Origin of the sequence: Micromonospora sp. A200, assembly GCF_029893845.1 — a bacterium.
Classification (GTDB): Bacteria; Actinomycetota; Actinomycetes; order Mycobacteriales; family Micromonosporaceae; genus Micromonospora; species Micromonospora purpureochromogenes.
On record NZ_JARXXY010000027.1, the window covers coordinates 43,048 to 67,462 of the forward strand.

Consider the following 24,415-nt stretch of genomic DNA (forward strand, 5'->3'; position numbering starts at 1 on the left):
CCGGCCGCCCGGATCCTTGAGGGGTGGGGCCGGCGGTCAGTCGACGTCGACCCAGTCGAGGGTGCGCTGGACCGCCTTCTTCCACCGGGTGTAGCCGGTCTCGCGCTGCTCCGGCGACCAGTTGGGCTGCCAGCGGTGGCTCTCGTTCCAGTTCTCGCGCAGCTCGTCGGTGTTCTTCCAGAAGCCGACGGCAAGGCCGGCGGCATACGCGGCGCCGAGCGCGGTGGTCTCGGCGACCACCGGCCGGCTCACCGGCACGCCGAGGATGTCCGCCTGCAGCTGCATGCACAGGTCGTTGACGGTGACGCCGCCGTCAACCTTGAGGACCTCGAGGTGCACCCCGGAGTCCTGCTCCATGGCCTCGGCCACATCCCGGCTCTGGTAACAGATGGACTCGAGGGTGGCCCGGGCGATGTGGGCGTCGGTGTTGAACCGGGAGAGGCCGACGATCGCGCCGCGGGCGTCGGAGCGCCAGTACGGGGCGAACAGGCCGGAGAACGCCGGCACGAAGTACACGCCGCCGTTGTCCGCCACCTGGCGGGCCAGGATCTCGCTCTGCCCGGCGTTACTGATGATCTTGAGCTGGTCGCGCAGCCACTGCACGGCCGAGCCGGTGACCGCGATCGAGCCTTCGAGCGCGTACACCGGGGCGTCGTCACCGAACTGGTAGCACACCGTGGTGAGCAGCCCCGCCTCCGACCGTACGATCTCCGTGCCGGTGTTGAGCAGCATGAAGTTTCCGGTGCCGTAGGTGTTCTTCGCCTCGCCCGGGGCGAAGCAGACCTGCCCGACCGTGGCGGCCTGCTGGTCGCCCAGGTCGCCGGTGAGCGGGACCGGGCCGTTGAACGGGCCGTTCACGGTGCTGCCGTACGAGCGCGGGTCGGACGACGGCCGGATCTGCGGCAGCATGGCCCTGGGGATGTCGAAGAACGACAGCAGTTCGTCGTCCCAGTCCAGCGTCTCCAGGTTCATCAGCATCGTGCGGCTGGCGTTGGTGGGGTCGGTGACGTGCACCCCGCCCTCCGTGCCGCCGGTGAGGTTCCACAGCAACCACGTGTCGGTGTTGCCGAAGAGCGCCTCGCCGCGCTCGGCGGCCTCGCGGACCCCGTCGACGTTCTCGAGGATCCACTGGATCTTGCCGCCGGAGAAGTACGTCGCCGGCGGAAGGCCGGCCTTGCGCCGGATGACGTCACCCTTGCCGTCACGTTCCAGGGCCGAGGCGATCCGGTCGGTACGGGTGTCCTGCCAGACGATGGCGTTGTAGTAGGGCCGCCCGGTGCGGCGGTTCCACACGACCGTGGTCTCGCGCTGGTTGGTGATGCCGAGCGCGGCCAGGTCGGAGGCGGTCAGGCCGCGCTCGTTCATGGCGGTCTGGATGACCGTCTGGGTCCGCTCCCAGATCTCGAGGGGGTTGTGCTCCACCCAGCCGGCCTGCGGCAGGATCTGCTGGTGCTCGAGCTGGTGGCGGCCGACCTCGTTGCCGCCGTGATCAAAGATCATGAATCGGGTGCTGGTGGTGCCCTGGTCGACCGCGCCGACGAAGTCAGCCATTCGGGTGTCTCCTTCTGTGTTCGTCGTGAGGATTCAGGTCGGCGATGTCAGATGCGGGCGAGCTCGTCCTCGGCCGGGGCCTTCTCGGTGGCCAGGGCGCCCGGCTCCAGCTCGTCCTCGCTGGGCAGGAAGCGGCCGATGATCAACTCGTAGAGGCCGGCGCCGATGACGCCACCGACGAGCGGCCCGACGATGGGCACCCAGAAGTACGGATATCCGCTGGTGTCCTGGAAGGCCGTTTCGTACCCGGTCAGGAACGAGGCGAGGCGGGGGCCGAAGTCGCGGGCGGGGTTGATGGCGTAGCCGGCGTTGACGGCGAAGGCCATGCCGATCGCCACCACGATCAGGCCGACGATCAGCGGGGCGAGGTTGCCGGCGGGCAGCGAGTTACGCGCGTCGGTGACCGCCAGGACGAGGAACAGCAGGATGGCCGTGCCGATGATCTGGTCGCGCAGCGCGCCCCACTCGGTCACACCGGCGCCCGGCAGGGTGGAGAAGACGCCCTGGCTCTTGCTGGTCAGGCCCGGGTCGAACCGGGACAGCACCTCGCTGTAGTTCCAGCGGATGATCAGGGCCGCGACGAACGCGCCGGCGGTCTGGGCCAGCGCGTACGGCATCACCTTGCGCCAGGAGAAGCCCTTGAAGACCGCCAGGGCGAGGGTGACCGCGGGGTTGAGGTGCGCGCCGCTGATCCGGCCCGCCACGTACACGCCGAGCGTGACGCCGAGGCCCCAGGCCCAGGCGATGCTGTCGAACTCTCCGGTTCCCGCCGCGGCCACCTGGGCGACCACGCCCACGCCGAACAGGATGAGGATCGCGGTGCCGGCGAACTCGGCGGCCAACTCGCCGACGAGCCCGGGGACTTTCAACCGTTGAGCCATGGGTGCCTCCAGAGGTGGTGGGGGGTGACGGCTGTCTCCGTTCGGGGGAAGCGGAGGGCCGGTCGGTTACGCCGAGGCGTCGGACGTGACCGTGTGGTGAACCGTAGGAAATCCTCGAGGCCAGGTCAACGAACCCCGGTCGACAATGTCGAACACTGTTGCGGCGGCCGGAATGCCGTTAGCATTCCGGCCCATGCCGGGTCAGGTGCAGTCCATCGCGCGGGCCGCGGCGATCCTCCGCCTGCTCGCCGCCAGTTCCGGCCGGCTCGGCATCGGGGAGATCGCCCGGTCCCTCGACCTGCCCAAGGGCACCGCGCACGGCATCGTCCGCACCCTGCAGGACGTCGGCTTCGTGGAACAGGACAAGACCTCCGGCAAGTACCAGCTCGGGGCGGCGCTGCTGCACCTGGGCACCAGTTACCTCGACGTCAACGAACTGCGCTCACGCTCGATCAACTGGGCCGACCCGCTGGCCGCGCGCAGCGGCGAGGCCGTCCGCATCGGCACCCTGCTGGACGGCAAGGTGCTGGTGGTCCACCACGTCTTCCGACCCGACGACACCCTCCAGACCCTCGACGTCGGGTCCCTGCTGCCCCCGCACGCCACCGCACTCGGCAAGGTCCTGCTCGCCTACGACGTCGGCGCCGCCAACGCCGTCATGCAGGCCGAACCCGAGCCGTACACCCGGCGCACCGTGGTCACCGCCCGGACCCTCAGCCAGGCATTGACCAAGATCCGGGACAACGGCTGGGGCGCCGAGATCGAGGAGATGACCCTCGGCGAGGCCGGTATCGCCGCACCCATCCGCGGCTACGGCGGCCTCGTCGTGGGTGCGATCGGGCTCTCCGGCCCGGTCGACCGCGTCTGCGACGGGCAGGGCCAACCCCGCCCGACGCTCGTCGCGTACGTCCGTGACGCCGCCCGCGCGGTCTCCCGGGATCTCGGCGCCGCACGCTGGTGATCCGTCCACCTGCTCCCCGCCAGGCCAGAGAGGACGAGGAATGACTGACAGCTACGTCGTCTCCATCGACCAGGGCACCACCTCGACCCGCTGCATCGTGTTCGACCGCCGGGGCAACCTCGTCTCGGTGGCGCAGCGGGAGCACCAGCAGCACTTCCCCCGGCCCGGCTGGGTGGAACACGACGCGCTGGAGATCTGGCGCAACGTCGGCAAGGTGGTGCCGAGGGCCCTCGCCGAGGCCGGCATCGTCGCCGGCCAGGTCGCCGCGATCGGCATCGCCAACCAGCGGGAGAGCACGGTGGTGTGGGACCGGCGCACCGGCGTCCCGGTGGCGCCGGCGATCATCTGGCAGGACACCCGCACCGACGCGCTGGTGGACACGCTGGCCCAGGCGCCCGGCGCCGAGGACGTCCGGCAGCGCTGCGGGCTGCCCCTGACCACGTACTTCTCCGGACCGAAGCTGCGCTGGCTGCTCGACCACACGCCCGGGCTGTACGAGCGCGCCGAGCGCGGCGAGGTGCTCTTCGGGACGATGGAGAGCTGGTTGATCTGGAACCTCACCGGCGGCCCCGACGGCGGTCTGCACCTGACCGACGTGACCAACGCCAGCCGGACCATGCTGATGGACCTGCGCACGCTCGCTTGGCACCCGGACCTGCTGGCCTTCTTCGACATTCCGGCCGCCATGCTGCCCGAGATCCGCTCCTCGTCCGAGGTGTACGGCACCGCGACCGCCGTCCTGCCCGGCGTGCGGATCGCGGCGGCGCTCGGCGACCAGCAGGCCGCCCTGTTCGGCCAGACCTGTTTCGCGCCGGGCGACGCCAAGTGCACCTACGGCACGGGCAGCTTCCTGCTGCTCAACACCGGCACGGAACCGGTGCACTCCAGCCACGGGCTGCTCACCACCGTCGGCTACCAGATCGGCGGCCAGCCGGCGGTCTACGCCCTCGAAGGCTCCATCGCGATCACCGGCTCCCTGGTGCAGTGGTTCCGCGACCGGCTGGAGCTGATCAGTACCGCGCCGGAGATCGAGACCCTCGCCCGCACCGTGGACGACAACGGGGGCTGCTACATCGTGCCGGCCTTCTCCGGGCTGTTCGCGCCGCACTGGCGCAGCGAGGCGCGCGGGCTCATCGTCGGGCTCACGTCGTACATCACCAAGGGGCACCTGGCCCGCGCGGTGCTGGAGGCCACCGGCTGGCAGACCCGCGAGGTGGTCGACGCGATGAACGCCGACTCCGGCCTGGCGCTGACGGCGCTGCGGGTGGACGGCGGGATGACCGCCAACAACCTGCTGATGCAGTTCGTCGCCGACGTGCTCGCGGTGCCGGTGGTGCGCCCGATGGTCGCCGAGACGGTCTCCCTCGGCGCCGCGTACGCCGCCGGGCTGGCGGTCGGCTACTGGCCCGACCTGGAGGGACTGCGCAGCAACTGGCACCTCGCCTCCCGGTGGGTGCCCCAGATGGACGACGCCGTCCGGGCCGAGGAGCGGGACAACTGGCAGCGCGCGGTCGAGCGCACCTTCGACTGGATCAAGCCGGAGGCCCGAACCGGCAACGGATGACCCAGCACGCAGATCTCCACCTGGGCTCGATCGCCGCGCTTGCGAGCCTCGTTGCTCACCAGTACGTGTTGAGCTCCCGGATCAGGTCCCAGGTCGCTCCACCCTCGGGCTTCTGGTAGAAGTCCACCGCGACGTAGTTGGGCTTGCGTCGCGCCGATGGGCCACAGATGTGCCGCACCCGGTCCGACAGCTTCGCGCCGTTGTCGGCGGTGGCCGCCCACTCGGTCGGGATGTTGCGATAGTGATTCATCACGTGCAACCGCCGGAATCCCGGTTCCTCCTTCGGCAGCGGGACCTCGTCCCACCGGCTGTAGCAGTCCAGCGCGCCGCCACCCTCCAGGGACCAGTAGTTCTCGGCGGTCCAGTCCCGGTCATACATCACGCCGAAGCCGTCCCGCCCCGGACGCTGGGAGAAGATGAGCAGCCGGCGGTTGCTCGACACCAGGTCGGACAGGCGCGGCCAACCGTGGTCGCGGACGCCGGACCGGTCCGGATGAAAGAGCAGGCCCGGCAGGCCGGGTACCCGCTCGACGGCCGAGCGCAGCTCGTCCACGCTCGTGTAGTCCTCGAGGAAGACGGTGACCACCGCGTCCCGGTTTCCGTCGAGAAAGCCCACCACATCCCGCAGTCCGTCGCTCAGCGTCCGCTCGTTGCCCCAGCACGTCCCGTGACACATCCGCACGTCGCCGCGGTAGGCGTGCACGTCCAGTTGCAGCCCTCGGATGCCGTGGTAGAGCTGGTCGCGCAGCCGGTACGACTGGTTCGGAAAGCGCCCCCAGAACCCCTCGTCGCTGTTGGCCATCGCGTTGTGCGCCACGAGGAAGCTCAGCTGGTCCAGGCGGGGGTCGGCGGGCATCGCGCGGCGCGGCACCGCCAGGTCGGTGAGGTACCACTGCGCGCCGGTCTCACCATTGACGCTCACCACCAGTTCCCGCCCGTTCGTCGGCACCTCGTTCCACACGTGCAGGTGCAGATCCCCGGCCGGGTTCGTGATCCGGTAGCGCTCGCCGCCCAGCGCCTGGAAGGCCCAGTCGGTCAGTCCGTCGGCGCAGCGGCGCAGGACGACCCGAGCCAGGTCGCCGCCGTGCTCCCGGCCGAGGCAGAACGCCGGGTCGGTGACGGCTTCGATCTGGTGATGGCTGCCGGCCCGGCGCAGGCGCCACCGCTGGGCACCGGAGCCGTTGTACGTCCACTCCTGGATCTTCCGGCCGTCCCGCATCTCGCCGCCGTCGACGTCGACCATGCGCCCGTTCGGGACGCTCTGGATCGTCAACGGCCCGGCGATGTGCGGGTCGTCCGACGCCGCCGAGGCCACCCCGGGCACCGCGTTCAGCCCGACGGCACCGACGACTCCCACCAGCAGACCGGCCAGTGCCCTGCGCATGCGCCCTCCACCCGGCCAGCCACCGCACCCCCGGCCCCGGTGGGGCTGCGTGAGACATCGGGGTATCGGAGCATATCCATGTAGGAGGTCGCCCGAAAGGGGGAGCTCGGATGTCGGCTCCGCCCGGATCGCCGCGCTGTGCCCGGAACCGCCAGGCGGGACCGAGGGCCGACGGCCCGACCCTGCCAGGCGGCACCGCGGTCCACGGGCATCGTGAGGTAGCCCACTGCTGTGCTTTTTAAGGACTGTCGGTACCGGGGGTGTCTTCGACTGACTGGCACGTCGTGGTACGACAACACCCACCACCTGGGCGTGGCCCTGGCCGGTGACGGCGCCGTCGCGTTCGAGCTGCGCGCGGCCGAGCCGCGCGGTCGATGAGTACCAATGTGGAAGCGAAGACGGGCCGCGCACCGAACCGCGGCAGATGGGCGCACATGATCATGAGGATGCCGATTGCGGCGAGTTCGGAGGCTTGGCCTTCTGCGGGTAGATCGTCTCGTGACGGGCCAGCATGGCAACGAACTCGCTGATCTTCCGCTCGCGGGTCTGCGCCCGTTTGACGGCATTGACGCGGTAGATGAGAGCGAACCGGTTGGTTTTGGTGAGTGCGTCGAACATGGCCTGGGCGGCGGGGTCGGCAGCGATGGCGGCGAGGAGGTCGGCCGGCACCTCGGCTTCCGACGGCGGGGCGTAGGCGGCCGCCCACCGCCCGTCCGCCTTCGCGGCTTCTACCGCGACGCGGCCTGGGGGCAGCATTCGCCCCTGCGCCTCCAGCCGGGCCACGTGGGCGACGTTGCGTTGTGACCAGGAACTGCGGGGCCTGCGAGGGGTGAACCGGATCCAGGAGGTTTCCTGATCCCGTTTACGGGCCTGCCCGTCGATCCAGCCGAAACACAGGGCCTCGTCGACCGCCTGCTGCCAGGTCAGCGTCGTGACCGTGCCGCCCTTCTTGGTCAGGGCGAGCCAGACACCGGGCGACGTGGCGTGGTTGGCCGACAACCACGCGCGCAGCGCGTCGGCGTCCGCGACGATCAACTCATCCAGTTCAGCGCTCGCCATGACGGCAGGCTATCGCTGCGCCGTTGCCGCAGCCTCCGCCTCTGGGCCAGCCCGACTCGCCGGGCTGCCGGCGCCGGTGGCTCGGCGGACCTTCGGGGCAGGACCTCGATGCTCAGGACGGTCTCGACGTCGGGCCGGCATGTCGGACTCCTCGTGCACGTGCCGGTTGCGGCGAGCGTCGTCCACGACCACGGGCCGGAGCCCTGACCAGCACTCTCGCACCGGACTCATCGCCGCCGTGGCGGCAGCCCAGATTGCCGCCCTGCTGATACTCGTGCCCGTCCTCGCGGGCAGCCGCGCGGCTCACCGACACTGAAAGGACCCGCCAGCTCGTTCACCGGCCTCGGCTGGTGTGCGCGCCTGATGGGCAGCTGCCGCCAGGCTCACAGCCTCGCGTTCGGCAACGGTTCACCGGACCGGGTCGAGGTATCGCACCACGGGCGGCTGGTGCATGAGGAAGTTCTGGTGGCTGATGTTCCAGGCGTAGGCGCCGGCCATGGCGAAGACGACCACATCGCCGATCGCGAGGCGGACCGGGGCACGTCGGGCGAGGACGTCCTTGGGCGTGCACAGTTGGCCGACAACGGTGACCGGGCCGCCGTCGGTGGCGGGGCTGGTGCCGTCGATGGGTAGAGCGACGAAGGGCTGGTCGTGGCCCTTGGCAGCGGGAGTACGCAGGTGGTGGGTGCCGCCGGCGACGACGGCGAACCACTCGCCCTGGCTGCGTTTCACGTCGAGCACGCGGGTGGCGTACCAGCCGGAGTAGGCGGCGACCGCCCGGCCGGGCTCGATCCGCAGGGTTAGCGTGGGATGCGCGGCGAGGAGCGGGCGCAGCGCGCTGCCGTAGGCCGACCAGTCGAATCGGGTGTCCGGCTCGGTGTAGTCGACGACCATGCCGCCGCCGACGTTGACCTCGGTGGCGGTCGGGTCGTTTCGGGCGGCGAAGCGCAGTGCCCAGTCGACGATCCCGTTGGCGGTGGCGGCCGCGTCGGCGGCGGTCAGCCCGCTGGCAAGATGCGCGTGTACCCCACGCAACCGCAGCCCGGGCAGGTGGTGCATCTGGCGGACGCAGTCGTCGGCGTCGGTGGGGTCCATGCCGAACGGCGACGGCGCTCCGCCCATGACCAGGGCCGGGCCGTCGCGGGCGGTGATGGGCAGGTTCACCCGCAGCAGTACGTCCGCGACGCGTCCGGTCGCCCGGGCGAGTCCGTCGAGGCGGTGCAGTTCCTGCGGGCTCTCGACGTGGAAGCGGTGCACACGGGCGGCGAGCGCGGCGCTGATCTCCGTGTCGGTCTTGCCCGGGCCGCCGAACGCCGCGACCGGAACGCCGGGCAGGGCGCTGGTCAGGTGGGCCAGTTCGCCGCCGCTGGCGACCTCGATGCCAGTGGTGTGCTGGGCGATGACGGCGAGCAGCCTTGCGTCGGGGTTGGCTTTCATCGCGTACAGCAGCTCGACCCGCTTGGGCAGGGCGACGCGGATGGACGCCAGGTGGGTGTCGAGGTGGGCCAGGTCGTACAGGTACGTGGGGCCGTCGACGGCGGTGGCGGCGGCGCGCACGGTGGGGGTGATCATCGGGGCTCCAGTGGAGCGGCGAGCGGGTTGGGGAAGGGAAGGTACCCGCAGTGCCGGTCGGCGCGGCGTTGCCAGCGCAGCAGCAGGTTCGCCTTGGCCGGTAGCGGTACGCCGGCCAGCAGAGCATCCAGTGGCGGTGGCGCGCCGAGGTCGGCGGCGGTGGTGGCGACGATGTCTCGGGCGATCTCCCACAGCAGCGGCTCGATGCCGGGTCGGGTGTCGGCGAGGGCTCCGGCCAGCTCGGTGAGGTGGTTGACGAACAGGCAGTACGCCACCCGGTGCCAGGCGCGTTCCGGATCGTAGCCGACGGCGGTGGCCACCTGTGGCGGCAGCGTGGCGAGCGTCGCCGCGTGCCGGTCGGTGACGAGTTTGGTGCCTTCGAGGTCGCGCAGCAGGACGCGGACCGGCCGGCCGGTGGCGTCGACGACGACGAGCACGTTCTGCAGATGAGGTTCGAGTACGACGCCGTGCTCGGCCCACAGTCGCAGCACGGTCGGTACGAGCAACGTCAGGTAGGCGTGCCACCAGCCGGCCGGGTCGCCCTGACCCAGCACCGCGCCGACGCCCGTGCGCGGGTCGGCGCTGGCCAGCGCGCCGGCCAGCAGGGGCGTCTGCCCGGGCTGGAGATGCCGGCGGAGGCCGGTGCGCACGATGACGCCGAGCGCCTCGGCCGTGTCGGTGTCGAGACCGACGGTGCGGTACGCCGGTTCCGGCAGCAGCGCGAACGTGTCCGGAAGGCCGGCGGCGCACCGGGCAGCCAGCGGTGCGAGCAGCCGGGTCAGATGAACCGCGCCGGACAGTTCAGAGCGGGAGTTCTTGCGCAGGCAGTTGGTGATCCGTACGTGCAGGCTGGTCTTGACGAAGACATCGGCGTCCGGGGCGTACAGGGTCCGGACGCTCGCGGTGGGCACGATGGGTGGGCCGGCCTCGCCGAGGTCGACCAGGGTGCGGTCGGCCAGTGCGCGGGCGACTCGGGGGGCGATCTCGGCGCGGGTCAGCATTCGCCACTGCCAGGGGTGGACCGGCAGCGCGAGGTGGCCGGGTGGCAGCTCGGGTGGCGTGAGCCGCAGGTGCGCGTCGAAGCCGGCGCCGTCGGCGCTGTCCTCCTCGACGAGTTCCCGTGGCACGCCGAGCCAGCGCATCGGGAACGCGGCGCGGAGTTCCGGGGCGTAGGTGTCCCAGGCGTCCTCGTCGCCGGTGCGCCACTTCGGCGCGGGGTGGCGCGGGTGGCCGTACACGAGGGCCTGTTCCGAGGCGACGTAACGGGCGATTGCCGGGTCCGCGATGCGGTGCGGGTCGTCGACCGGCCGCTGGCGCAGTACCCGGGCCAGCGCGTCGCGGCTAATGGTGACCTGGGTGATGAACTCCTCGTTGGGCACTCCCGTGCGCCGCTCGAGCTCGGCGGCGACGAGGGCGGCCAGCGCCGGCGTGTCGATGGCCTGCCAGCCCTCGACGGTGAGCTGGTGCACCGGGCCCGTGAAGCGGTGAGCTCCGACGACCGAGCGACGGGCGACCCGGACCCGGAGCAGCTCGCCCCGGCACGGGAGGTGGACCATCATCTGCCCGTCGTCGGTGAGCGCGAGCTGCCCCTCGGGACCGGCGACTTCGCGGGTGAGACAGCCGAGCAGGGTATGGCTGGCGGCCTCGTCCGCCAGCACCACTGGGCCGTCCATCGTGGGTGTTGACGTCATGACCGCTCCAGGAGAGGCGACCTCGGAAAGCAGGATGCCGGCCGTGGTCGCAATTGCACCGCCGAGCGCGGTCGGCGCTGTCGGACCGCGAGCAGGAAGGCGATCCGGCCCGCGGCGACAACGCCGCTGGCTCGAAGGTACGGTCACCGCCGCGCCCCGACCAGGTAGTTGGGTCCGGTACGCCGGTAGTACTTGTTGATGTCGGCGCAGCCCAGGCGCTGCTTGGGAAGCAGTGTGCCGGCGGTGACCATTGCCTTGATCGGCAGTCGCGGGGCTTGCAGGACGTGCTCGACGAGCAGCCTGGCGGCAGCCACGCTGCCCGGGTCGGCCGGATCTGTCCACCGGTCCAGCGCGGTCAGCAGTCGCGATCTCAGGGCGGTCGCCGGATCGGCGACGTCCATGCCGCGTTCCCGCAGCGCGTACAGGGGTGCCGCCGCGCACAGGTGCAGGGTGATGGTGGTGAACATGTCCGCCAGCTCGATCGGGTCACTGACGGCGATCCGACGGTCGGCGAAGGCGTCCGCGGTGAGCGGCTGCCCCAAGGCGGAGGCCAGCCGCGGAAGGTCGATGCGTGCGGCGTCGTTGTCCTTGTACAGCAGCGACACGCCACCGTCGGCGGCGATCACGAGGCTGATGTTCTGTTGATGCGCCTCCAGCGCCACGCCGTAGCCCAGCCAGAGCGCGACGTGCCAGTCGATGAGCAGGTCGAGATAGGCGTCCAGGACGCCGGCCGGTAGCAGCGCGGCGAGCGGGCCGGCCGGGCCGTCGGCAGTGAGTGCGGCGACCGGCAGCACAGTTGCGTCAGCGGGATGCGACGGATACCGCCGCAGCAGCCAGGCGAGGTTCTCGTCGCCGGCATGCCCGTAGCTGGACTCGTCCGCGTGCCGGATCCGCCCGCTGAACGACGGCTCCCGCGCGGCAATCTCCTCCAGCAACCGCTGAGCGGCGGCCCCGTCGGCGAGCGTGCCGGGTGCGATGGTGCGTCTGTTACGGGCGCCGAGAGTAGCTGTCGGTAGCGGCAGCTTGAGGTGCGCGGTGGGGTCGGCGAGCACCGCTACGGTGCGCATGGACAGGGTCGGCGTGACGTCCAGGTACGGCTCGGGTGCCAGCGGCAGGTCCAGTCGCGCGGCGGTCAGCGGGTGCACCGGCAGCAACGGGCCGGCGTCGTCGGCTAGTCCGACCATGGCCGGCGTGGGCCACCAGTCGGGCAAGGTACCGACCACGGTCGCGCCGGGCACTGCGGCCCACCGCAGCGCGAAGCGCGGAGCGAACTCCGGCGCGTACGCGCGCAGTTCGTCATGGCTCAGCCCATGACGGCAGCGGCTGGTCGGGTGCACGGGGTGATCGGTGTGCGCGGCGAGCGCCTCCACCAGCAGGCTGCCGTGCGGGCCCTGCGGTAGCTGGTCGCCCATTGCCTGCCGCAGTGACGCGACGACGACGGCCGCCAACCGGCGGGCGGCGAGATCACGTTGGCATTCGTCGGTGAACGCGGCCCAGCCGGCCTCGGCTTCCTCGTCATCAGGTGGGGAAAGGGCCGCGAGGACGGCCGACAACCGGTCGAGCGTGACGTCGCCGTCGGGGCGGCGCACCCGCAGCGACGCGGCGGCGACCCGCAGATCGGCGAGGAAACCGTCCGGGCGTACCGCAAGCAGCAGGCTCGCGCCCGGCGCCGGCAGGTCGGGCACCTCCCAGCAGCCCTCGCCGGCCATCCGGCCCCGGCTGCTCAGGCCGAGGTAATCCTCGCGCAGCAGCGCGTCGAGGACCCGCGCTATGACCTGCCGTTCGTACCGATCGCTCATGCGATCACCCACCGGCGGGTCGCCCGGAACTCCGCGATGGCCGCGTCGACCGCGCACCGGTCCGGCCCGATCGCCTCGACCGCCGCCAGATAGTCGCGGTTCGTGCCGCGCAGCGGTGCGCTGGTACCCACGGTACGAAGCGGACGGGCGCTCAGCCGCACCTCCCCGACGGTGAGGTCGACGCGGCCGGGTGCCTCGCGCAGGGTTCCGGCACGGTCGGCGCAGACGTACTCCACGGCGGCGTGCCGTGGCACCGCCACCGGATCGGGCAGCGCCAGTGCGTCGAGCGGCTCGCCGAGATGCAGTCGGATGACGTGCTCAAACAGCGGCACGTCCAGCAGCCGGGCGAGGACGAGATCCATCCGGTCGCCGATCAACCGGTAGTTGACCTCGATGATGCGCGGCCGGCCGTCGCAGAGCACGAACTCGGTGTGGCAGGCGCCCAGCCCCACGCCGAGCGCGCGCAACTGCGCCAGCAACGACTCCCGTACGGCCGGGTCGAGAGCCGGCGACCAGTCCAGCCGCTGCTCCACGAACGTCGGTGGGGACGCCAGCGTGGTCTGCCAGGACCCGACCACGGCCAGGTCCGCGGCGTCGCCGAGCGTGTCGAAGGTGTACAGCTCGCCGCTGAGGTACTCCTCCACGACGAGCGCGACATCCGGACGCCGGCGGCGGATCTCCTCGATGCGGGTGGCCAACTCGTCGGCATCTACGACCAGGTATACATCCTCACTGGCCACCCCCTGCCGGGGTTTGACCACGGCTGGGTACACCATCGCGGCCGGAGGGCCCTCCCCGGGCGCAAGCACCGCCGCCGCGGTCCGGTCGAGCCCGCAGTCGGCCAGCGCCCTCCGGGTCAGCGCCTTGTCCTTGCAGCGCAGCGCGGCTCGCCAGTCCTTGCCCGGTAACCCGAGAAAGTGGGCGGCCTGGGCGGTGGGCACCTGGAGGTGATCACTGTTGGTGAGCAGGCCGGTCGCAGGACCGGCACGGTGCACCGCGTCGATCACCTCGCGCCCATCCCGGACTGCGCAGGCGACCACCGCCTCGGGAGGGTACGCATGGTCCGAGTACGCGGCGATGTGCGGGTCGGGTTGGTCGGTGAGGATCACGACCGGTAGCCCCAGCCGCGCGGCGGCCGGCAGGAACCCTTCGGTGACCGCATCGGTCGCATTCAGCGCAGTGAGGAACAGCAACACCAACCCCGAGTCGATTAGGTTAGGGCTACCTAACATCGAGGACCGTGGTGCCGTCAAGCGTGAGTGACGGACAGCCACGAGGCGCCCCCCACTCCGCCCCAGGCGAACGCGGGTAAGGCTGGCACCTCGGCCGTCGAGCCTGACGCTTCGAAAGGTCACCGTGAGGCCATGAGGTGGGTTTCGTGGCTGACCAGTGCCAGGCCACATGGTGCGCGGTGCGCGGCCAATGCAGTAAGTCCATGATCCTGGTTGCGGTATCGCAAACGGTGCGCGCCGCAGCGCACCGTGGGGCAATGGTTTGTGTCCAAGGGGGACACAGACCATTGCCTCACCGCCGATGATGATCGGCAAGACCTTGAAACTCACGTAAGTCTGGATCGTTGGTGACCTCTTCGGGCGAATCGAAGAGGTCACCAACCTGGAGACCCTGTTCAGGACGATGCTAGCGGGATTCGAGCCTCAGCCCGCACACCTCAATAACGACCTGCACCGCAAGAAGGAGGTCGAGCAGGTCCTCGGACCCATCACCGTGTGTCGAGCGTGAGGCGCCGAAACCGCAATCCGCCGTTAGCTCGCGCCGGGCCGACTCGGGTTACCCGAGCTGCAACCAGGGGTAGCGAGCGGTGTCCTGTCCGGCGTAGTCGGGATCGAGGTAGATGAAGACGCGCTGGATCTTCCAGTCGCGGATCTCGAACACGTCGCACCAGCGTCCGGCCCCCCACTCGGGAAGCCCTGCCCGCCACGGTCCGTCCCGGTGCTCGCCGTGGCTGGTGCCCTCGCAGACCACGGTGTCGGTTCCCGAGAAGATCCAGTTGAAGTGGGAGTAGTGGTGCTCGATCTGCTTGATCATGCCGCCCACCTCGGCGAACAGTCGGCCGATCTGTTCCTTTCCGGTGGCCAGCCCCCACTTCGGGAAGTACACCTGGGCGTCATCGGCAAACAGGTCCAGAATGCTGCCCCCGGTGGAGGTCACACCACCGTTGTCGAAGGCTTTCAGGTATTCCAAGGCGACCGACTTGCACTGTTCATCGGTCATGGTCTGGGTGTTCAGGGCCATGTCGACTCCTTTCGATTCGATGGTTTTCGGCCCGGCTGGAGCAGCTCCCGGTGCGCCGCGTGGGCGGTTCGGTACGCGAGAGCGATGATCGGGTCAAGCGTGGCCCCGTCGGCCCGGTCGCCTAGGCCTGAGGGCGTGGCCGTACGCCCCGACGCCGTACAGTCCCGGGATTCGACAACCTGCCCGGCCGGCGTCGTTTTCGACGTTGTCAAAGGCTGCGCGTCAGGGGCCGGTCATCGGACTCCATCGCGGGTCCGATCCAGCAGCGGCACCTCGAGAAGACGCATCAGCTCGTCGAACGTGCAGTCGAACAGCTCCCGTACTGCCACCCCCTCGTCCTCGATGAGGAACACCGCGAGGTCGGTGTAGACGCGGCTGACGCACCTCACACCGGTCAGTGGGTAGGTGCACTCGGGAACCAGCTTCGGAACCCCGTCCCGCGACAGCAGATCCATCATCACGAACGTCTGCTTGGCCCCGATGGCGAGGTCCATCGCGCCGCCGACGGCCGGGATGTCGTCGGACCGGCCGGTGTGCCAGTTCGCGAGGTCACCGCGGGCCGACACCTGATAGGCGCCGAGCACACAGACGTCCAGGTGGCCGCCGCGCATCATGGCGAAGGAGTCGGCGTGGTGGAAGTACGAGGCGCCGGGCAGTTCGGTCACGGGTACCTTGCCGGCGTTGATGAGGTCGAGGTCGACCCCATCCCCCTGCGCCTCGGGCCCCATGCCCAGCATGCCGTTCTCCGTGTGCAGCACGACGCCGCTCGCCGGGGAGAGGTGGTTGCTGATCCTGGTCGGGAGCCCGATGCCGAGGTTCACGAAGGCTCCGTGCGGGATGTCGCGCGCGACGCGGGCGGCGAGTTCGTCCTTGCCGAGCCCGCGCCGGCTCACCCCGGTCACTGACCCACTCCGACCGGCTCGGGCACCGGCACGGGTGCCGGCACGCGGACGATGCGGTCGACATAGATGCCCGGCGTGACGATGACCTCGGGGTCGAGCGCACCGGCCGGCACCAACTCCTCGACCTGCACGACCGTCGTCGTCGCGGCCGCCGCCATGATCGGCCCGAAGTTGCGGGCGGTCTTGCGGTAGACCAGGTTGCCCAGCTCGTCGGCCCGGTGCGCCTTCACCAGGGCGTAGTCTGCTCGCAGCGGGTACTCCAGCACGTAGTGCCTCCCGTCGATCTCCCGAACCTCCTTACCCTCGGCCAGAGAGGTCCCGTAGCCGGTGGGGGTGTAGAAGGCTCCGATGCCGGCACCGGCGGCGCGAATGCGCTCGGCAAGGTTGCCCTGCGGGACGAGCTCGAGCTCGATCTCGCCGGCCCGGTACTTCTCGTCGAAGTGCCAGGAGTCCCGCTGGCGGGGGAAGGAGCACACGATCTTGCGAACGCGGCCCGCACGGATCAGCGCCGCCAGCCCCACGTCCCCGTTTCCGGCGTTGTTGTTCACCACGGTGAGATCCGTGGCGCCCGACGCGATGAGCGCCTCGATGAGCTCGACCGGCTGACCGGCGGTGCCGAATCCGCCGATCATCACCGTGGCGCCGTCGCGGATCCCCGCGACCGCCGCGGTCGGGTTGTCCAGGATGCTGGCCACGGCTCAGACGTCCAGGTTCTCGAGGACCATGGCGAGCGCCTGCCCCACCCCGATGCAGATCGCGGCGACCCCGTACCGCTCGCCCGAAGCCCGCAGCGAGCGGGCGAGCGTGCCGAGCACGCGGGTCCCGGAGGCGCCCAACGGGTGCCCGATGGCGATGGCCCCGCCGTGCGCGTTGACGATGTCGGGGTCGACTCCCCAAGCGTTGATGCACGCCACGGTCTGGGCGGCGAACGCCTCGTTCAGCTCGACCGCACCCACCTCACCCCAGCCGATGCCGGCGCGCTTGAGCGCCAGGTTGGCGGCCTCCACCGGCGCGAACCCGAAGTACTGCGGGTCGTTCGCGGCTGCCCCGCGACCGGCAATGCGCGCCAGCGGCGACCGACCGACGATCTCCTCGGCGGACGGGCTGCCCAGCAGCACCGCGGACGCGCCGTCGTTGAGAGGCGAGGAGTTCCCGGCGGTCACCGTGCCGTCCTGCTTGCGGAACACCGGTGTGAGCGCGGCGAGCTTCGCCAGGCTGGTGTCGGACCGGATGGACTCGTCGCGGGCAAGTTCCACCCCGGGCACACCGACGACGAGGTCGTCGTAGAACCCCGTCTCCCAGGCCCGGGCAGCCGCCTGGTGCGAGCGCAGCGCGAAGACGTCCTGCGCGTCGCGGCCGACCTGCTCACGGATCGCGAGCAGCTCGGTGGCCTCGCCCAGCGAGACCGTCCACTCCGGATTCATCCGCGGATTCACCAGGCGCCAGCCCAGGGTGGTGGACACCAGCGCCGTATCACCGGCCGGGTACGCCTTCTCCGGCTTGGGCAGCACCCAGGGCGCCCGGCTCATTGACTCCACACCGCCGACCAGCACCACGTCCGCCTCGTCGAGGGCGATCTGCCGGGAGGCGACGATGGCGGCGTCCAGGCTGGAGCCGCAGAGTCGGTTCACCGTCGTGGCCGGTACCGACGTCGGCAGGCCGGCGAGCAGGCCGGCCATCCGGGCGACGTTGCGGTTGTCCTCCCCGGCGCCGTTGGCGTTGCCCAGCACGATCTCGTCGACGCGCTCCGGTTCCAGCGCGGGCGCCCGCTCGACCAGCGTCCGCAGCACGTGCGCCGCCAGGTCGTCCGGCCGCACACCGGCCAACGCACCGCCGTACCTCCCGAAGGGAGTGCGTACGGCGTCGTACACATACACGTCGGTGGGCATGGGTCAGCCCTCCTCGCGAGCCGAGGCCGCGGGCGCCAGGACGATGTCGAACCGCACGCGTGACCACGCGTGGTCTCCCAGGTCGCGGCCGTCCGGGGTGGGGGTGGCGGCCGGCTGGGGCTCGAAATCCTTGACCAGCGAGTCCCGTACTCCGAAGACGCTGTCGCGGTCCAGCAGCTCGTCCCCGCGGACGAAGATGTGCGTCACCAGGGTCCTGAGTCCCTCCCCCTGGATCATGAAGTGCAGGTGTGAGGCCCGCATCGGGGACCGTCCGGTGGCGGCCAGCAGCTGGCCGACCGGGCCGTCGTGCGGGATCGGGTACGGCGTCGGCGTGACCGCCCAGAAGCGGTAGTTCCCGTCCGCGTCGCTGTACAGGTGGCCACGGGCGCAGACCCGGTCGTCGCCGTACTGGACGTCGTAGAAGCCGTCCTCGTCGGCCTCCCACACCTCGATCCGCGCATGCGGCACCGGCTTGCCGTCCGTGTCGGTGACCGTGCCCTCGACCCAGCACGGTTGCCCGGACGCTCCGGCCGCGATGTCACCGCCGAGCTCGGTCTCCGGTGAGCCTTCGACGAAGAACGGGCCGAACACCGTCGCCTCCGTGGCGTCGCGGTACGCCTCGTTGTTGACGGTGATGGTCTGCATCGAGGCGCCCAGGACGTCGGAGAGCAGGATGAACTCCTGACGCCGGTCGTCGGTGATGTGCCCGGCGGCGGTGAGGAACTCGATGGCGCGCTGCCACTCCTGCTCGGTCAGCCGCACCTCCCGCAGAAACGCGTGCAAATGCCGGGTGAGCGCCTGCATCAGCTCCTTCAGCCGCGGGTCCGGCGTGTCGTCGAACGACGCGACCACGCGTTCGACAAGCTGTGACTCGCGATCTTGCTGCTCCATGCTCATCGTGGCTCCCCTCCGTCCCAGGCTCGGCGTAGCAAATCCTCAAGGTTCTCGCGGGTGACCGGCGTCGGGTTGTTCGGCGGCACGGCCGCCAGGACCGCGTCGACGGCAGCCGGGATGTCGATCTCGCGCAGCCCGTAGTCCCGCAGGGCGCGAGGTGCCGCCACCTGCTCCCGCAGGCGCTGCAAACCGTCCAGGGCGGACGTCTCGCCGAAGGCCGCCGCCATCCGCTGCTCGCTGTCCGGCACCGAAGGTGCGTTGAGCGCGAGGACGTACGGCAGCACCACGGCATGGGTCTGCGCGTGCGGGAGGTTGTACATCCCGCCGAGCACGTGGCAGATCTTGTGGTGCAGCCCGGAGCCGGCCGAGGCGAACGCCACGGCGGCCAGGTAGGCCCCGTACAGCGTCTGCTCGCGCCCGTCGATGCCCTGGGGATCGAGCGCGACCTCAGGGAGTCCCTGGCGAAGGGCGCGGATGCCCTCCAGCGCGAGCGCCTGGTCGATCGGGTCGACCCGCGGCGCCCACATCGAATCGACGCAGTGCGCCAGCGCGTTCAACCCGGACGCGACGCTCAGCGGCACCGGCAGGGACAGCGTCAGGCTGGCGTCGTAGACGACGGACCGCGGCAGCACGCGGGCGTCGACGCCGGTGGTCTTGCGGCCGCCCTCGGTCAGCCCCCAGACATTGGTGGCCTCCGAGCCCGCGTACGTGGTCGGAACGGCGACGATGGGCAGCCCGGTGGTCAGCGCCACCGCCTTGGCCAGGCCGGTGGTGGAGCCGCCACCGATACTGACGAGGACGTCGACGTCGTGCTCCTCGGCGGCCGTGCGGGCCCGCTCGGCAACGTCGGTGGGCACGTGCATCGCCACCTCGGTATGGCGCACCGCGGCCGGCAGGGCGGCCACCAACGGGTCAGCCAGCGCACTGTCGGACTCCGCGGCGATCACCATCGGGCGGACGGCGCCGAGCCGAGCCACCTCGTCGGCCAGGTGACCCGCCGCCTCGTACGACGCGAACACCACCCGCTGTGGCAGCGTCTCGTGCGTGAAGCGGCCTCTCACGCCGCATCACCCCGGCCGAGGATCGCCGACATCGCCTCGTGCAGGGCCCGCTCCGGGTCGGCGGGCAGCCGCATCGACCGCCAGCCGATGTGCTTGTCCGGGCGCACCAGCAGCACGCCGTCCTCCTCGACCTCCCGCAACCGCGCCCAGTCGTAGTACAGGTCGGTCACCGCACGCCCGGGGCCGATCACCACGGCCTCCAGCGGCACGCCGAGTTCCTGGCCGACCTTCTCGGCGGCCGCCACCCACGGCTCCCCCGCGATGCCGGTGAACAACGTGAACCGGGTCATCGGCGCCAGGTCGAGCGTGGATACCTTCCGCCGGGCATCGCCCACCCAGGCGTGCGGCAGCCGGGACCCCGGAACCGTGGACGGCTCGTAGTACAGCTCCGGGTCCCGGCGCGGTTCCGGCCGGCGGGTGGCGTCGGAGACCACCGCGTCCGACTCGTAGAACTGCCCCAGCTCGACACCGTGGGCGTTGAACTCGTAATGCTTCAGCTCCATGGCCGACACCAGCGCGGCCCGCTTGGCCGCCCCCTCGGGGGTGTTGGCCTTGCGCTCCTCGATGCGCGCGGCCATCTCGGCCTCGTCCTTGGCGTCCAGCAGACCCAGTACCTCGAAGAACTGGACGAATTCCCGGCTGGACCTGTTCGCGCGCTGAACGATCTGCCTGGCCACCGGCGCCCGTTCCACGGAGTAGGTCTCCAGCAGCGAAGGCGCGGCCTGGCCACGAAGGACGGCTGCCACCTTCCAGGCGAGGTTGTAGGAGTCCTGGATCGAGGTGTTCGACCCCAGTCCGTTGCTCGGCGGGTGGCGGTGGACCGCGTCCCCGACACAGAACACCCGCCCGGCTTGCAGATGCGTCGCGTACATCTCGTTGTTGCCCCACAACGACGTGCCGGTGATCTCCACCTCGATGTCCGGCAGCCCCAGCAGGTTACGCACGATCTGGACGGCGGCGGCCTCGTCGACGACCGGTGGGGGTTGGTTGATGTCGTAGCCCCAGACGACGAGCCACTCGTTCCAGGGCCGCACCATCCGCACCAGCCCGGCCCCGATTCCGCCGACGTTCGAACCGGGCTGGATCACCCAGTAGAGCACCGACGGCCGGTGCCCGCAGTGCGCCGAGATGTCGGCCTTGAAGGTGATGTTCATCGAGCCGGCGATGTCCATCGCACCCTCCATCGGAAGGTCGAGGTCGGCGGCGACCTTGGACCGGGCGCCGTCGGCACCGATCAGGTACTTGGCCCGGATCGTGTACTCCTCGCCGGTGAGGCGGTCTCGAACCTGGACGTAGACCCCATCGGCGTCCTGCCGGTGTCCCAGGTACTCGGTGGAGAACCGGGCCTGGGTACCCCGCACCACGGCGTTGCGCACCAGGATCGGCTCCAGGTAGGTCTGGGGAATGTCGACCGGCAGGCACGGTGACGCAAGCTGGTAGTCGGCCCGCCGGGCGGGATGGGTACCCCAGGTGAGGATCCGTCCGATCTCCTCCCCGGCGATCGAGGTGCAGAAGACGGTGTCGCCCATCAGCTCGTGCGGAGTGGCGTCGGCGAGCACCTGGTCCTCGATGCCCAGGTCCCGGAAGACCTCCATCGCGCGCTGGTTCGTGATGTGCGCCCGCGGCGTGTTGGCCGTCCAGCGGTACTTCGTGATCATGATGTTCGGGATTCCCAGGGTGGACAGGAACAACGCCGCGCCCGCTCCCGCCGGGCCCGAGCCGATGACGACGACGTCGGTCGTCACCATCGATCCCTGAGGTAGCGGCGTCTCGGCCATCCCGTCGCTGAACACTGCCATCAGATCCCCCACTCCACTGCTCGGCGTGTGGTCCTGGCCACTCGCTCGACCAGTGTGCGGCGGTGCTCCGCAGCCGCAGCAAGGGATGAGGCCGTAACACGGCGGAAAGACGAAGCTGTGGCGGAATTCGAGAACTAACCGAGCCGGCCCGCCCGGGCCTGCCGACGCAGGTCCGTGGCGCGCATGCCGAAACGCGCCCGGAACGCCTGCGAGAAGTGGGTGGCCGACCCGAAGCCGCAGCGCGCCGCGACCTCACCGACCGGAAGCTGCGGCGAGGACGCAAGCAGCGCACGAGCATGTTCCAGCCGACGCGCCAGCACGAACTGCGGCACGGTGGTGCCGGTGGCGGCGAAGGCCCGGGACAGGTGGCGCGCGCTGATACCGATCCCGGCCGCGACCCGGGCAGCAGTAAGGCCGGCGTCGGTCAGGTGATCCTCGATGAAGGTACGCGCGTTGGCCAGATGCACCGTGCCGAGGTGAACCGGACGGCTGCCCGCCATGCTCGCGAGCAGGTCGAGCGCGATTCGTTCGTCGACGGGCTCGCCTCCTTCGGGACGCAGGGCGCGGTCGATGAGCCTCGCGAATGTCCGGGCGGGCACATCCCCCCCGGCGAAGTCGCGCACCAGCGGGGTGCTGAGCGAGCCGAGGCCGGTCAGCTCCCGGAACAGCGGCCGCGGCACCTTGATCGCGAGTTCCTCCAGGCCACGCGAGAAGCCGCGCATGAACGGGCGATCGGCATCGCAGATCAGGGCCTGTCCCGGTCGCAGGGTGAGCACGCCGTCGTTGTGGTAGAAAAACGCCTCCCCGACGAGCGTCAGGTAGATCGCGACCGCGTCCGCCGGATGCTTGCGGATCACTTCGGCCGGCCGTTCAACGACGTGCGCGTTGCCGCGGACGCGGGCCAGGTGCATCTGCTCGAGCTGAAGGTTGAGCTCGGTCCCGTCAAACGGCGCCTCGCCCAGCGTGTGACACCGTAGGCCGATCAATGCCTGCGCGTTGTGGTCCTCCCACAGCCCGATCCTCTGGGCCTCCGGGAGGCCCACGGTGCTGAAGCTCACCGGCCGCCGGGCCGTCGCCGAACCCGTCGTCACGTCCACCCCCACTGTCCGGCCCCACGATAATCCGCTGCATCCGGGAGGACCACCTCCGGCACGACCGCTGGCTCGTCGTCATGAGCGTCGTCGTCGTCGCCGCCGGCAGCGGCGAGGCCGGCCTGGCCTACAGCAACGCGGTCGGTGGCATCGCCGCCCAGGCCACCGCCGTCGCCGTCGCCGACGCGCCGCGGTTCTGGCCATTCGGACGGGAGGTCGTCGATACCACAAAGCCGCCCCGACCGACGCCACGGCGGCAGGTACCGGCAGGAACCAGAGGAAAAATGCGCAGAAAGTCTGGCTCGAGTGATCACGGGGGGAACCACTCGAGCCGGACTGAACCAGGCCCTCACCCACCGGGCAGCACCCGGGACACCGCCAGGTCCGCCGGGCCGGTCACCCAGCGGGCCCGCGGGGTGTCGGGGATCGGGTCCAGCCCGTGCGCGGCGTGGTCGTCGCTCCAGTGCGGGGCAGCCGTCAGCGGTGTGGGCCGGCCCGTACGGACCGGCCCACGCTACTTCGATCACTGCTTGGCGCCGACCCGTTGCAGCTGGGCGCCGGATACGCGTCAGCCCTGGATGAGCGAGGCGCCGTGGTAGGTGAGCGACCCGATCTGCGCGTCACCCACCGGCCGCAGCAGCGGGGCGTACCAGACGGTGCTGGAGCCGTTGGCGACGACGCCGGGGCAGACCGCCGTGCCGGTCGCCCCTGCGGAGATGGTGCCGCGAGCGTCGACCCGCCCATCGGAGCGGTACGAGTACACCGGCCCGCCGCTGTCGCCCGGGGCGGCGGCGCAGGCCCCGGCGGTGACGTGGTTGGCCTGCGCCACGGGCCCGATCACGTAGCCGACGTTGACGAACTGGTTGACGACGCTGACCCGGATGCTGCAGTGCTCACCGCTCGAGGCGCCGCCGGTGCAGACGTAGTTGCCGACGTAGTCCGATACCGCCCCGCCGACCCCGATGCTGCTGGCAGCGTTGTACGGTCCGGTGTAGATCCGGCCGCCGGCCGCGACCCTGATCATCAGGGTGTCCCGCGGGTTGTTGTCGTTGATGATCGGCCCCATGGTGTTGGTGGGGCCACCACCGTCGTACGCGACCTGACCGTTCGACCCGCAGTGCCCGGCGCTGAGGATCTGGCGGGCGTCGTTCCAGTACACCCCGAAGCCGGTGCTGCATCCACCACTGGCGTAGTACCGCCCACCACCCCAGTACGGGGCGAAGTCGTTCTGGCGATTCAGCAGTGTCGGGCGCGATGCGGTGCTCAGGCTGAGCGGCAGCCGCGCGGTACGCAGGACGTCCTGCTTACCCGCCGCCGGCGCCCTGCCGGTGACGGTCACCGCGAGCCCGCTGCCGTCGACCTTGGCGGCCACCGAGACCGCACGCGGGTCAGTGGCGAGCCGCTGCGCCTCGGCGACCATCTCCCGCTGGTGGAACCGGGCCGGCTTGAACTTGACCGGTACGGCGAGCCGCTTGGCCAGGTCACGGACGGATCCGGGCACCTGCCCCTTCCAGTAGACGGTGAGCTTGCGGTCTTCCGGCGCGGCGACCACGCCGGCGAAGCCGTCGCCGCGGGCGGCCATGATCTCGTCGGCGGCCGAGTTGAGCCGCTCCTGCACCGAGAACAGCTCACGCCAGCTGGAGAACCCGCCCGGCACGGCCTCGGCCGGCTGGGCCGACGGGGTGACCGGCTTGCCGTCGGCCACTGCCGGGGTTCCGATCGCGCCGGTGGCGACGATCGCGGCGGCCAACGCGAAGATGGTACGACGCATGACCGTGCCCCCGCGTCCGCCCGATCTCATTCGACTCATGGGGATTTACCTCCTGAAGTGAGAGCCGCCGGGGCAGCAATTCCCCGGTCGGATTCAAATTCTGGAGCGATGAATCCCATTCACAAGGCTCCTGCCACCAAGCAGACTCAGCCATTTACCCGAACGGACCGGCGTGCGAGCATTGTCGGTTCCGCAGACTCGCCAAATGCAAATCCGCGCTCCTTTCAGAAAATCATCTCGCACCCGGCCAGGTGAGCCACCTGGTCGTCGGTCATCACAGGCTGACCAGGGAA

Annotated in this window: 19 protein-coding genes and 1 pseudogene; 3 read left to right on the forward strand and 17 right to left on the reverse strand. The window is 70.6% G+C overall.

Translation table 11 applies throughout. The annotated features are described in order from the left end of the window. Positions 1 to 36: 36 nt before the first annotated feature. Both glpK (M2302_RS23890) and M2302_RS23895 read right to left on the reverse strand, forming a co-directional pair. Positions 37 to 1,551 (reverse strand): glycerol kinase GlpK, encoded by a 1,515-nt coding sequence (glpK, locus tag M2302_RS23890; protein ID WP_280840075.1) that lies wholly within the window; start codon positions 1,549 to 1,551, stop codon positions 37 to 39. A gap of 47 nt (positions 1,552 to 1,598) precedes the next feature. Continuing rightward, positions 1,599 to 2,432, reverse strand: a complete 834-nt coding sequence (locus tag M2302_RS23895) for an MIP/aquaporin family protein (RefSeq protein ID WP_280840076.1) — start codon at positions 2,430 to 2,432, stop codon at positions 1,599 to 1,601. 193 nt (positions 2,433 to 2,625) lie between these two features. Between M2302_RS23895 and M2302_RS23900 the strand changes: the two genes are divergently transcribed. Both M2302_RS23900 and glpK (M2302_RS23905) read left to right on the forward strand, forming a co-directional pair. Further along, entirely contained in the window at positions 2,626 to 3,393 is a 768-nt protein-coding gene (locus M2302_RS23900) for an IclR family transcriptional regulator (RefSeq protein WP_280840077.1), read from the forward strand. A gap of 40 nt (positions 3,394 to 3,433) precedes the next feature. Beyond that, a complete protein-coding gene (gene glpK / locus M2302_RS23905; protein ID WP_280840078.1) occupies positions 3,434 to 4,957 on the forward strand; it encodes a glycerol kinase GlpK in 1,524 nt (507 codons plus the stop codon). Between the two features lie 55 nt (positions 4,958 to 5,012). On the opposite strand, the gene M2302_RS23910 is transcribed toward glpK (M2302_RS23905), so the two are convergent. The 14 genes from M2302_RS23910 to M2302_RS23975 form a co-directional block, all read right to left on the reverse strand. Beyond that, positions 5,013 to 6,341 (reverse strand): RICIN domain-containing protein, encoded by a 1,329-nt coding sequence (locus M2302_RS23910; protein WP_280840079.1) that lies wholly within the window; start codon positions 6,339 to 6,341, stop codon positions 5,013 to 5,015. A 438-nt stretch (positions 6,342 to 6,779) separates the two neighbouring features. Further along, positions 6,780 to 7,400 (reverse strand): YdeI/OmpD-associated family protein, encoded by a 621-nt coding sequence (locus M2302_RS23915; RefSeq protein ID WP_280840080.1) that lies wholly within the window; start codon positions 7,398 to 7,400, stop codon positions 6,780 to 6,782. Between the two features lie 408 nt (positions 7,401 to 7,808). Next, positions 7,809 to 8,972 (reverse strand): alanine racemase, encoded by a 1,164-nt coding sequence (locus M2302_RS23920; RefSeq protein ID WP_280840081.1) that lies wholly within the window; start codon positions 8,970 to 8,972, stop codon positions 7,809 to 7,811. Beyond that, complete coding sequence (locus tag M2302_RS23925) at positions 8,969 to 10,663, reverse strand: IucA/IucC family protein (protein ID WP_280840082.1); 1,695 nt, start codon at positions 10,661 to 10,663, stop codon at positions 8,969 to 8,971. Before M2302_RS23925 ends, M2302_RS23920 begins: the two co-directional genes overlap by 4 nt. 143 nt (positions 10,664 to 10,806) lie before the next feature. Further along, positions 10,807 to 12,462, reverse strand: a complete 1,656-nt coding sequence (locus M2302_RS23930; protein ID WP_280840083.1) for an IucA/IucC family protein — start codon at positions 12,460 to 12,462, stop codon at positions 10,807 to 10,809. After that, a complete protein-coding gene (locus M2302_RS23935) occupies positions 12,459 to 13,658 on the reverse strand; it encodes an ATP-grasp domain-containing protein (RefSeq protein WP_280840084.1) in 1,200 nt (399 codons plus the stop codon). The genes M2302_RS23930 and M2302_RS23935 overlap by 4 nt, the downstream gene beginning before the upstream one ends. A 592-nt stretch (positions 13,659 to 14,250) precedes the next feature. Next, positions 14,251 to 14,715: a nuclear transport factor 2 family protein gene (locus M2302_RS23940; RefSeq protein ID WP_280840085.1), complete on the reverse strand. Its 465-nt coding sequence runs from the start codon at positions 14,713 to 14,715 to the stop codon at positions 14,251 to 14,253. A 233-nt stretch (positions 14,716 to 14,948) separates the two neighbouring features. Further along, positions 14,949 to 15,608 (reverse strand): 3-oxoacid CoA-transferase subunit B, encoded by a 660-nt coding sequence (locus M2302_RS23945; RefSeq protein ID WP_348529444.1) that lies wholly within the window; start codon positions 15,606 to 15,608, stop codon positions 14,949 to 14,951. A gap of 5 nt (positions 15,609 to 15,613) precedes the next feature. After that, positions 15,614 to 16,312 (reverse strand): 3-oxoacid CoA-transferase subunit A, encoded by a 699-nt coding sequence (locus M2302_RS23950; RefSeq protein WP_280840087.1) that lies wholly within the window; start codon positions 16,310 to 16,312, stop codon positions 15,614 to 15,616. Between the two features lie 3 nt (positions 16,313 to 16,315). Then, entirely contained in the window at positions 16,316 to 17,506 is a 1,191-nt protein-coding gene (locus M2302_RS23955; RefSeq protein ID WP_280840088.1) for a thiolase family protein, read from the reverse strand. Positions 17,507 to 17,509: 3 nt separating this feature from the next. Further along, the gene (locus tag M2302_RS23960; RefSeq protein WP_280840089.1) at positions 17,510 to 18,403 is read right to left on the reverse strand and encodes an intradiol ring-cleavage dioxygenase; all 894 of its coding nucleotides are present in this window, start codon (positions 18,401 to 18,403) and stop codon (positions 17,510 to 17,512) included. Next, on the reverse strand, positions 18,400 to 19,461 hold the full coding sequence (locus M2302_RS23965) for a maleylacetate reductase (RefSeq protein WP_280840090.1): 1,062 nt from the start codon (positions 19,459 to 19,461) through the stop codon (positions 18,400 to 18,402). Before M2302_RS23965 ends, M2302_RS23960 begins: the two co-directional genes overlap by 4 nt. Continuing rightward, positions 19,458 to 21,260 (reverse strand): FAD-dependent monooxygenase, encoded by a 1,803-nt coding sequence (locus M2302_RS23970; protein WP_280840091.1) that lies wholly within the window; start codon positions 21,258 to 21,260, stop codon positions 19,458 to 19,460. Before M2302_RS23970 ends, M2302_RS23965 begins: the two co-directional genes overlap by 4 nt. A gap of 134 nt (positions 21,261 to 21,394) precedes the next feature. Further along, positions 21,395 to 22,357 carry an AraC family transcriptional regulator gene (locus M2302_RS23975; protein WP_280840092.1) on the reverse strand — a complete coding sequence of 321 codons (963 nt, stop codon included), beginning with the start codon at positions 22,355 to 22,357 and terminating at the stop codon, positions 21,395 to 21,397. Positions 22,358 to 22,425: 68 nt separating this feature from the next. Between M2302_RS23975 and M2302_RS23980 the strand changes: the two are divergent. Next, positions 22,426 to 22,539 (forward strand): annotated as a pseudogene (locus tag M2302_RS23980) (cation transporter); the annotation flags it as partial. A gap of 380 nt (positions 22,540 to 22,919) precedes the next feature. Here M2302_RS23980 and M2302_RS23985 read toward each other — a convergent pair. Next, positions 22,920 to 24,122, reverse strand: a complete 1,203-nt coding sequence (locus tag M2302_RS23985) for a S1 family peptidase (protein ID WP_280840093.1) — start codon at positions 24,120 to 24,122, stop codon at positions 22,920 to 22,922. Positions 24,123 to 24,415: the final 293 nt, after the last annotated feature.

Excerpts from the sequence above, each read along its gene's own strand:
- M2302_RS23955 (WP_280840088.1), bottom strand. The coding sequence starts at position 17,506 with ATGCCCACCGACGTGTATGTGTACGACGCCGTACGCACTCCCTTCGGG.
- glpK (WP_280840075.1), bottom strand. The coding sequence starts at position 1,551 with ATGGCTGACTTCGTCGGCGCGGTCGACCAGGGCACCACCAGCACCCGA.
- M2302_RS23900 (WP_280840077.1), top strand. The coding sequence starts at position 2,626 with ATGCCGGGTCAGGTGCAGTCCATCGCGCGGGCCGCGGCGATCCTCCGC.
- M2302_RS23920 (WP_280840081.1), bottom strand. The coding sequence starts at position 8,972 with ATGATCACCCCCACCGTGCGCGCCGCCGCCACCGCCGTCGACGGCCCC.
- M2302_RS23910 (WP_280840079.1), bottom strand. The coding sequence starts at position 6,341 with ATGCGCAGGGCACTGGCCGGTCTGCTGGTGGGAGTCGTCGGTGCCGTC.
- M2302_RS23895 (WP_280840076.1), bottom strand. The coding sequence starts at position 2,432 with ATGGCTCAACGGTTGAAAGTCCCCGGGCTCGTCGGCGAGTTGGCCGCC.
- M2302_RS23970 (WP_280840091.1), bottom strand. The coding sequence starts at position 21,260 with ATGGCAGTGTTCAGCGACGGGATGGCCGAGACGCCGCTACCTCAGGGA.
- M2302_RS23925 (WP_280840082.1), bottom strand. The coding sequence starts at position 10,663 with ATGACGTCAACACCCACGATGGACGGCCCAGTGGTGCTGGCGGACGAG.
- glpK (WP_280840078.1), top strand. The coding sequence starts at position 3,434 with ATGACTGACAGCTACGTCGTCTCCATCGACCAGGGCACCACCTCGACC.
- M2302_RS23985 (WP_280840093.1), bottom strand. The coding sequence starts at position 24,122 with ATGCGTCGTACCATCTTCGCGTTGGCCGCCGCGATCGTCGCCACCGGC.
- M2302_RS23930 (WP_280840083.1), bottom strand. The coding sequence starts at position 12,462 with ATGAGCGATCGGTACGAACGGCAGGTCATAGCGCGGGTCCTCGACGCG.
- M2302_RS23960 (WP_280840089.1), bottom strand. The coding sequence starts at position 18,403 with ATGAGCATGGAGCAGCAAGATCGCGAGTCACAGCTTGTCGAACGCGTG.
- M2302_RS23940 (WP_280840085.1), bottom strand. The coding sequence starts at position 14,715 with ATGGCCCTGAACACCCAGACCATGACCGATGAACAGTGCAAGTCGGTC.
- M2302_RS23915 (WP_280840080.1), bottom strand. The coding sequence starts at position 7,400 with ATGGCGAGCGCTGAACTGGATGAGTTGATCGTCGCGGACGCCGACGCG.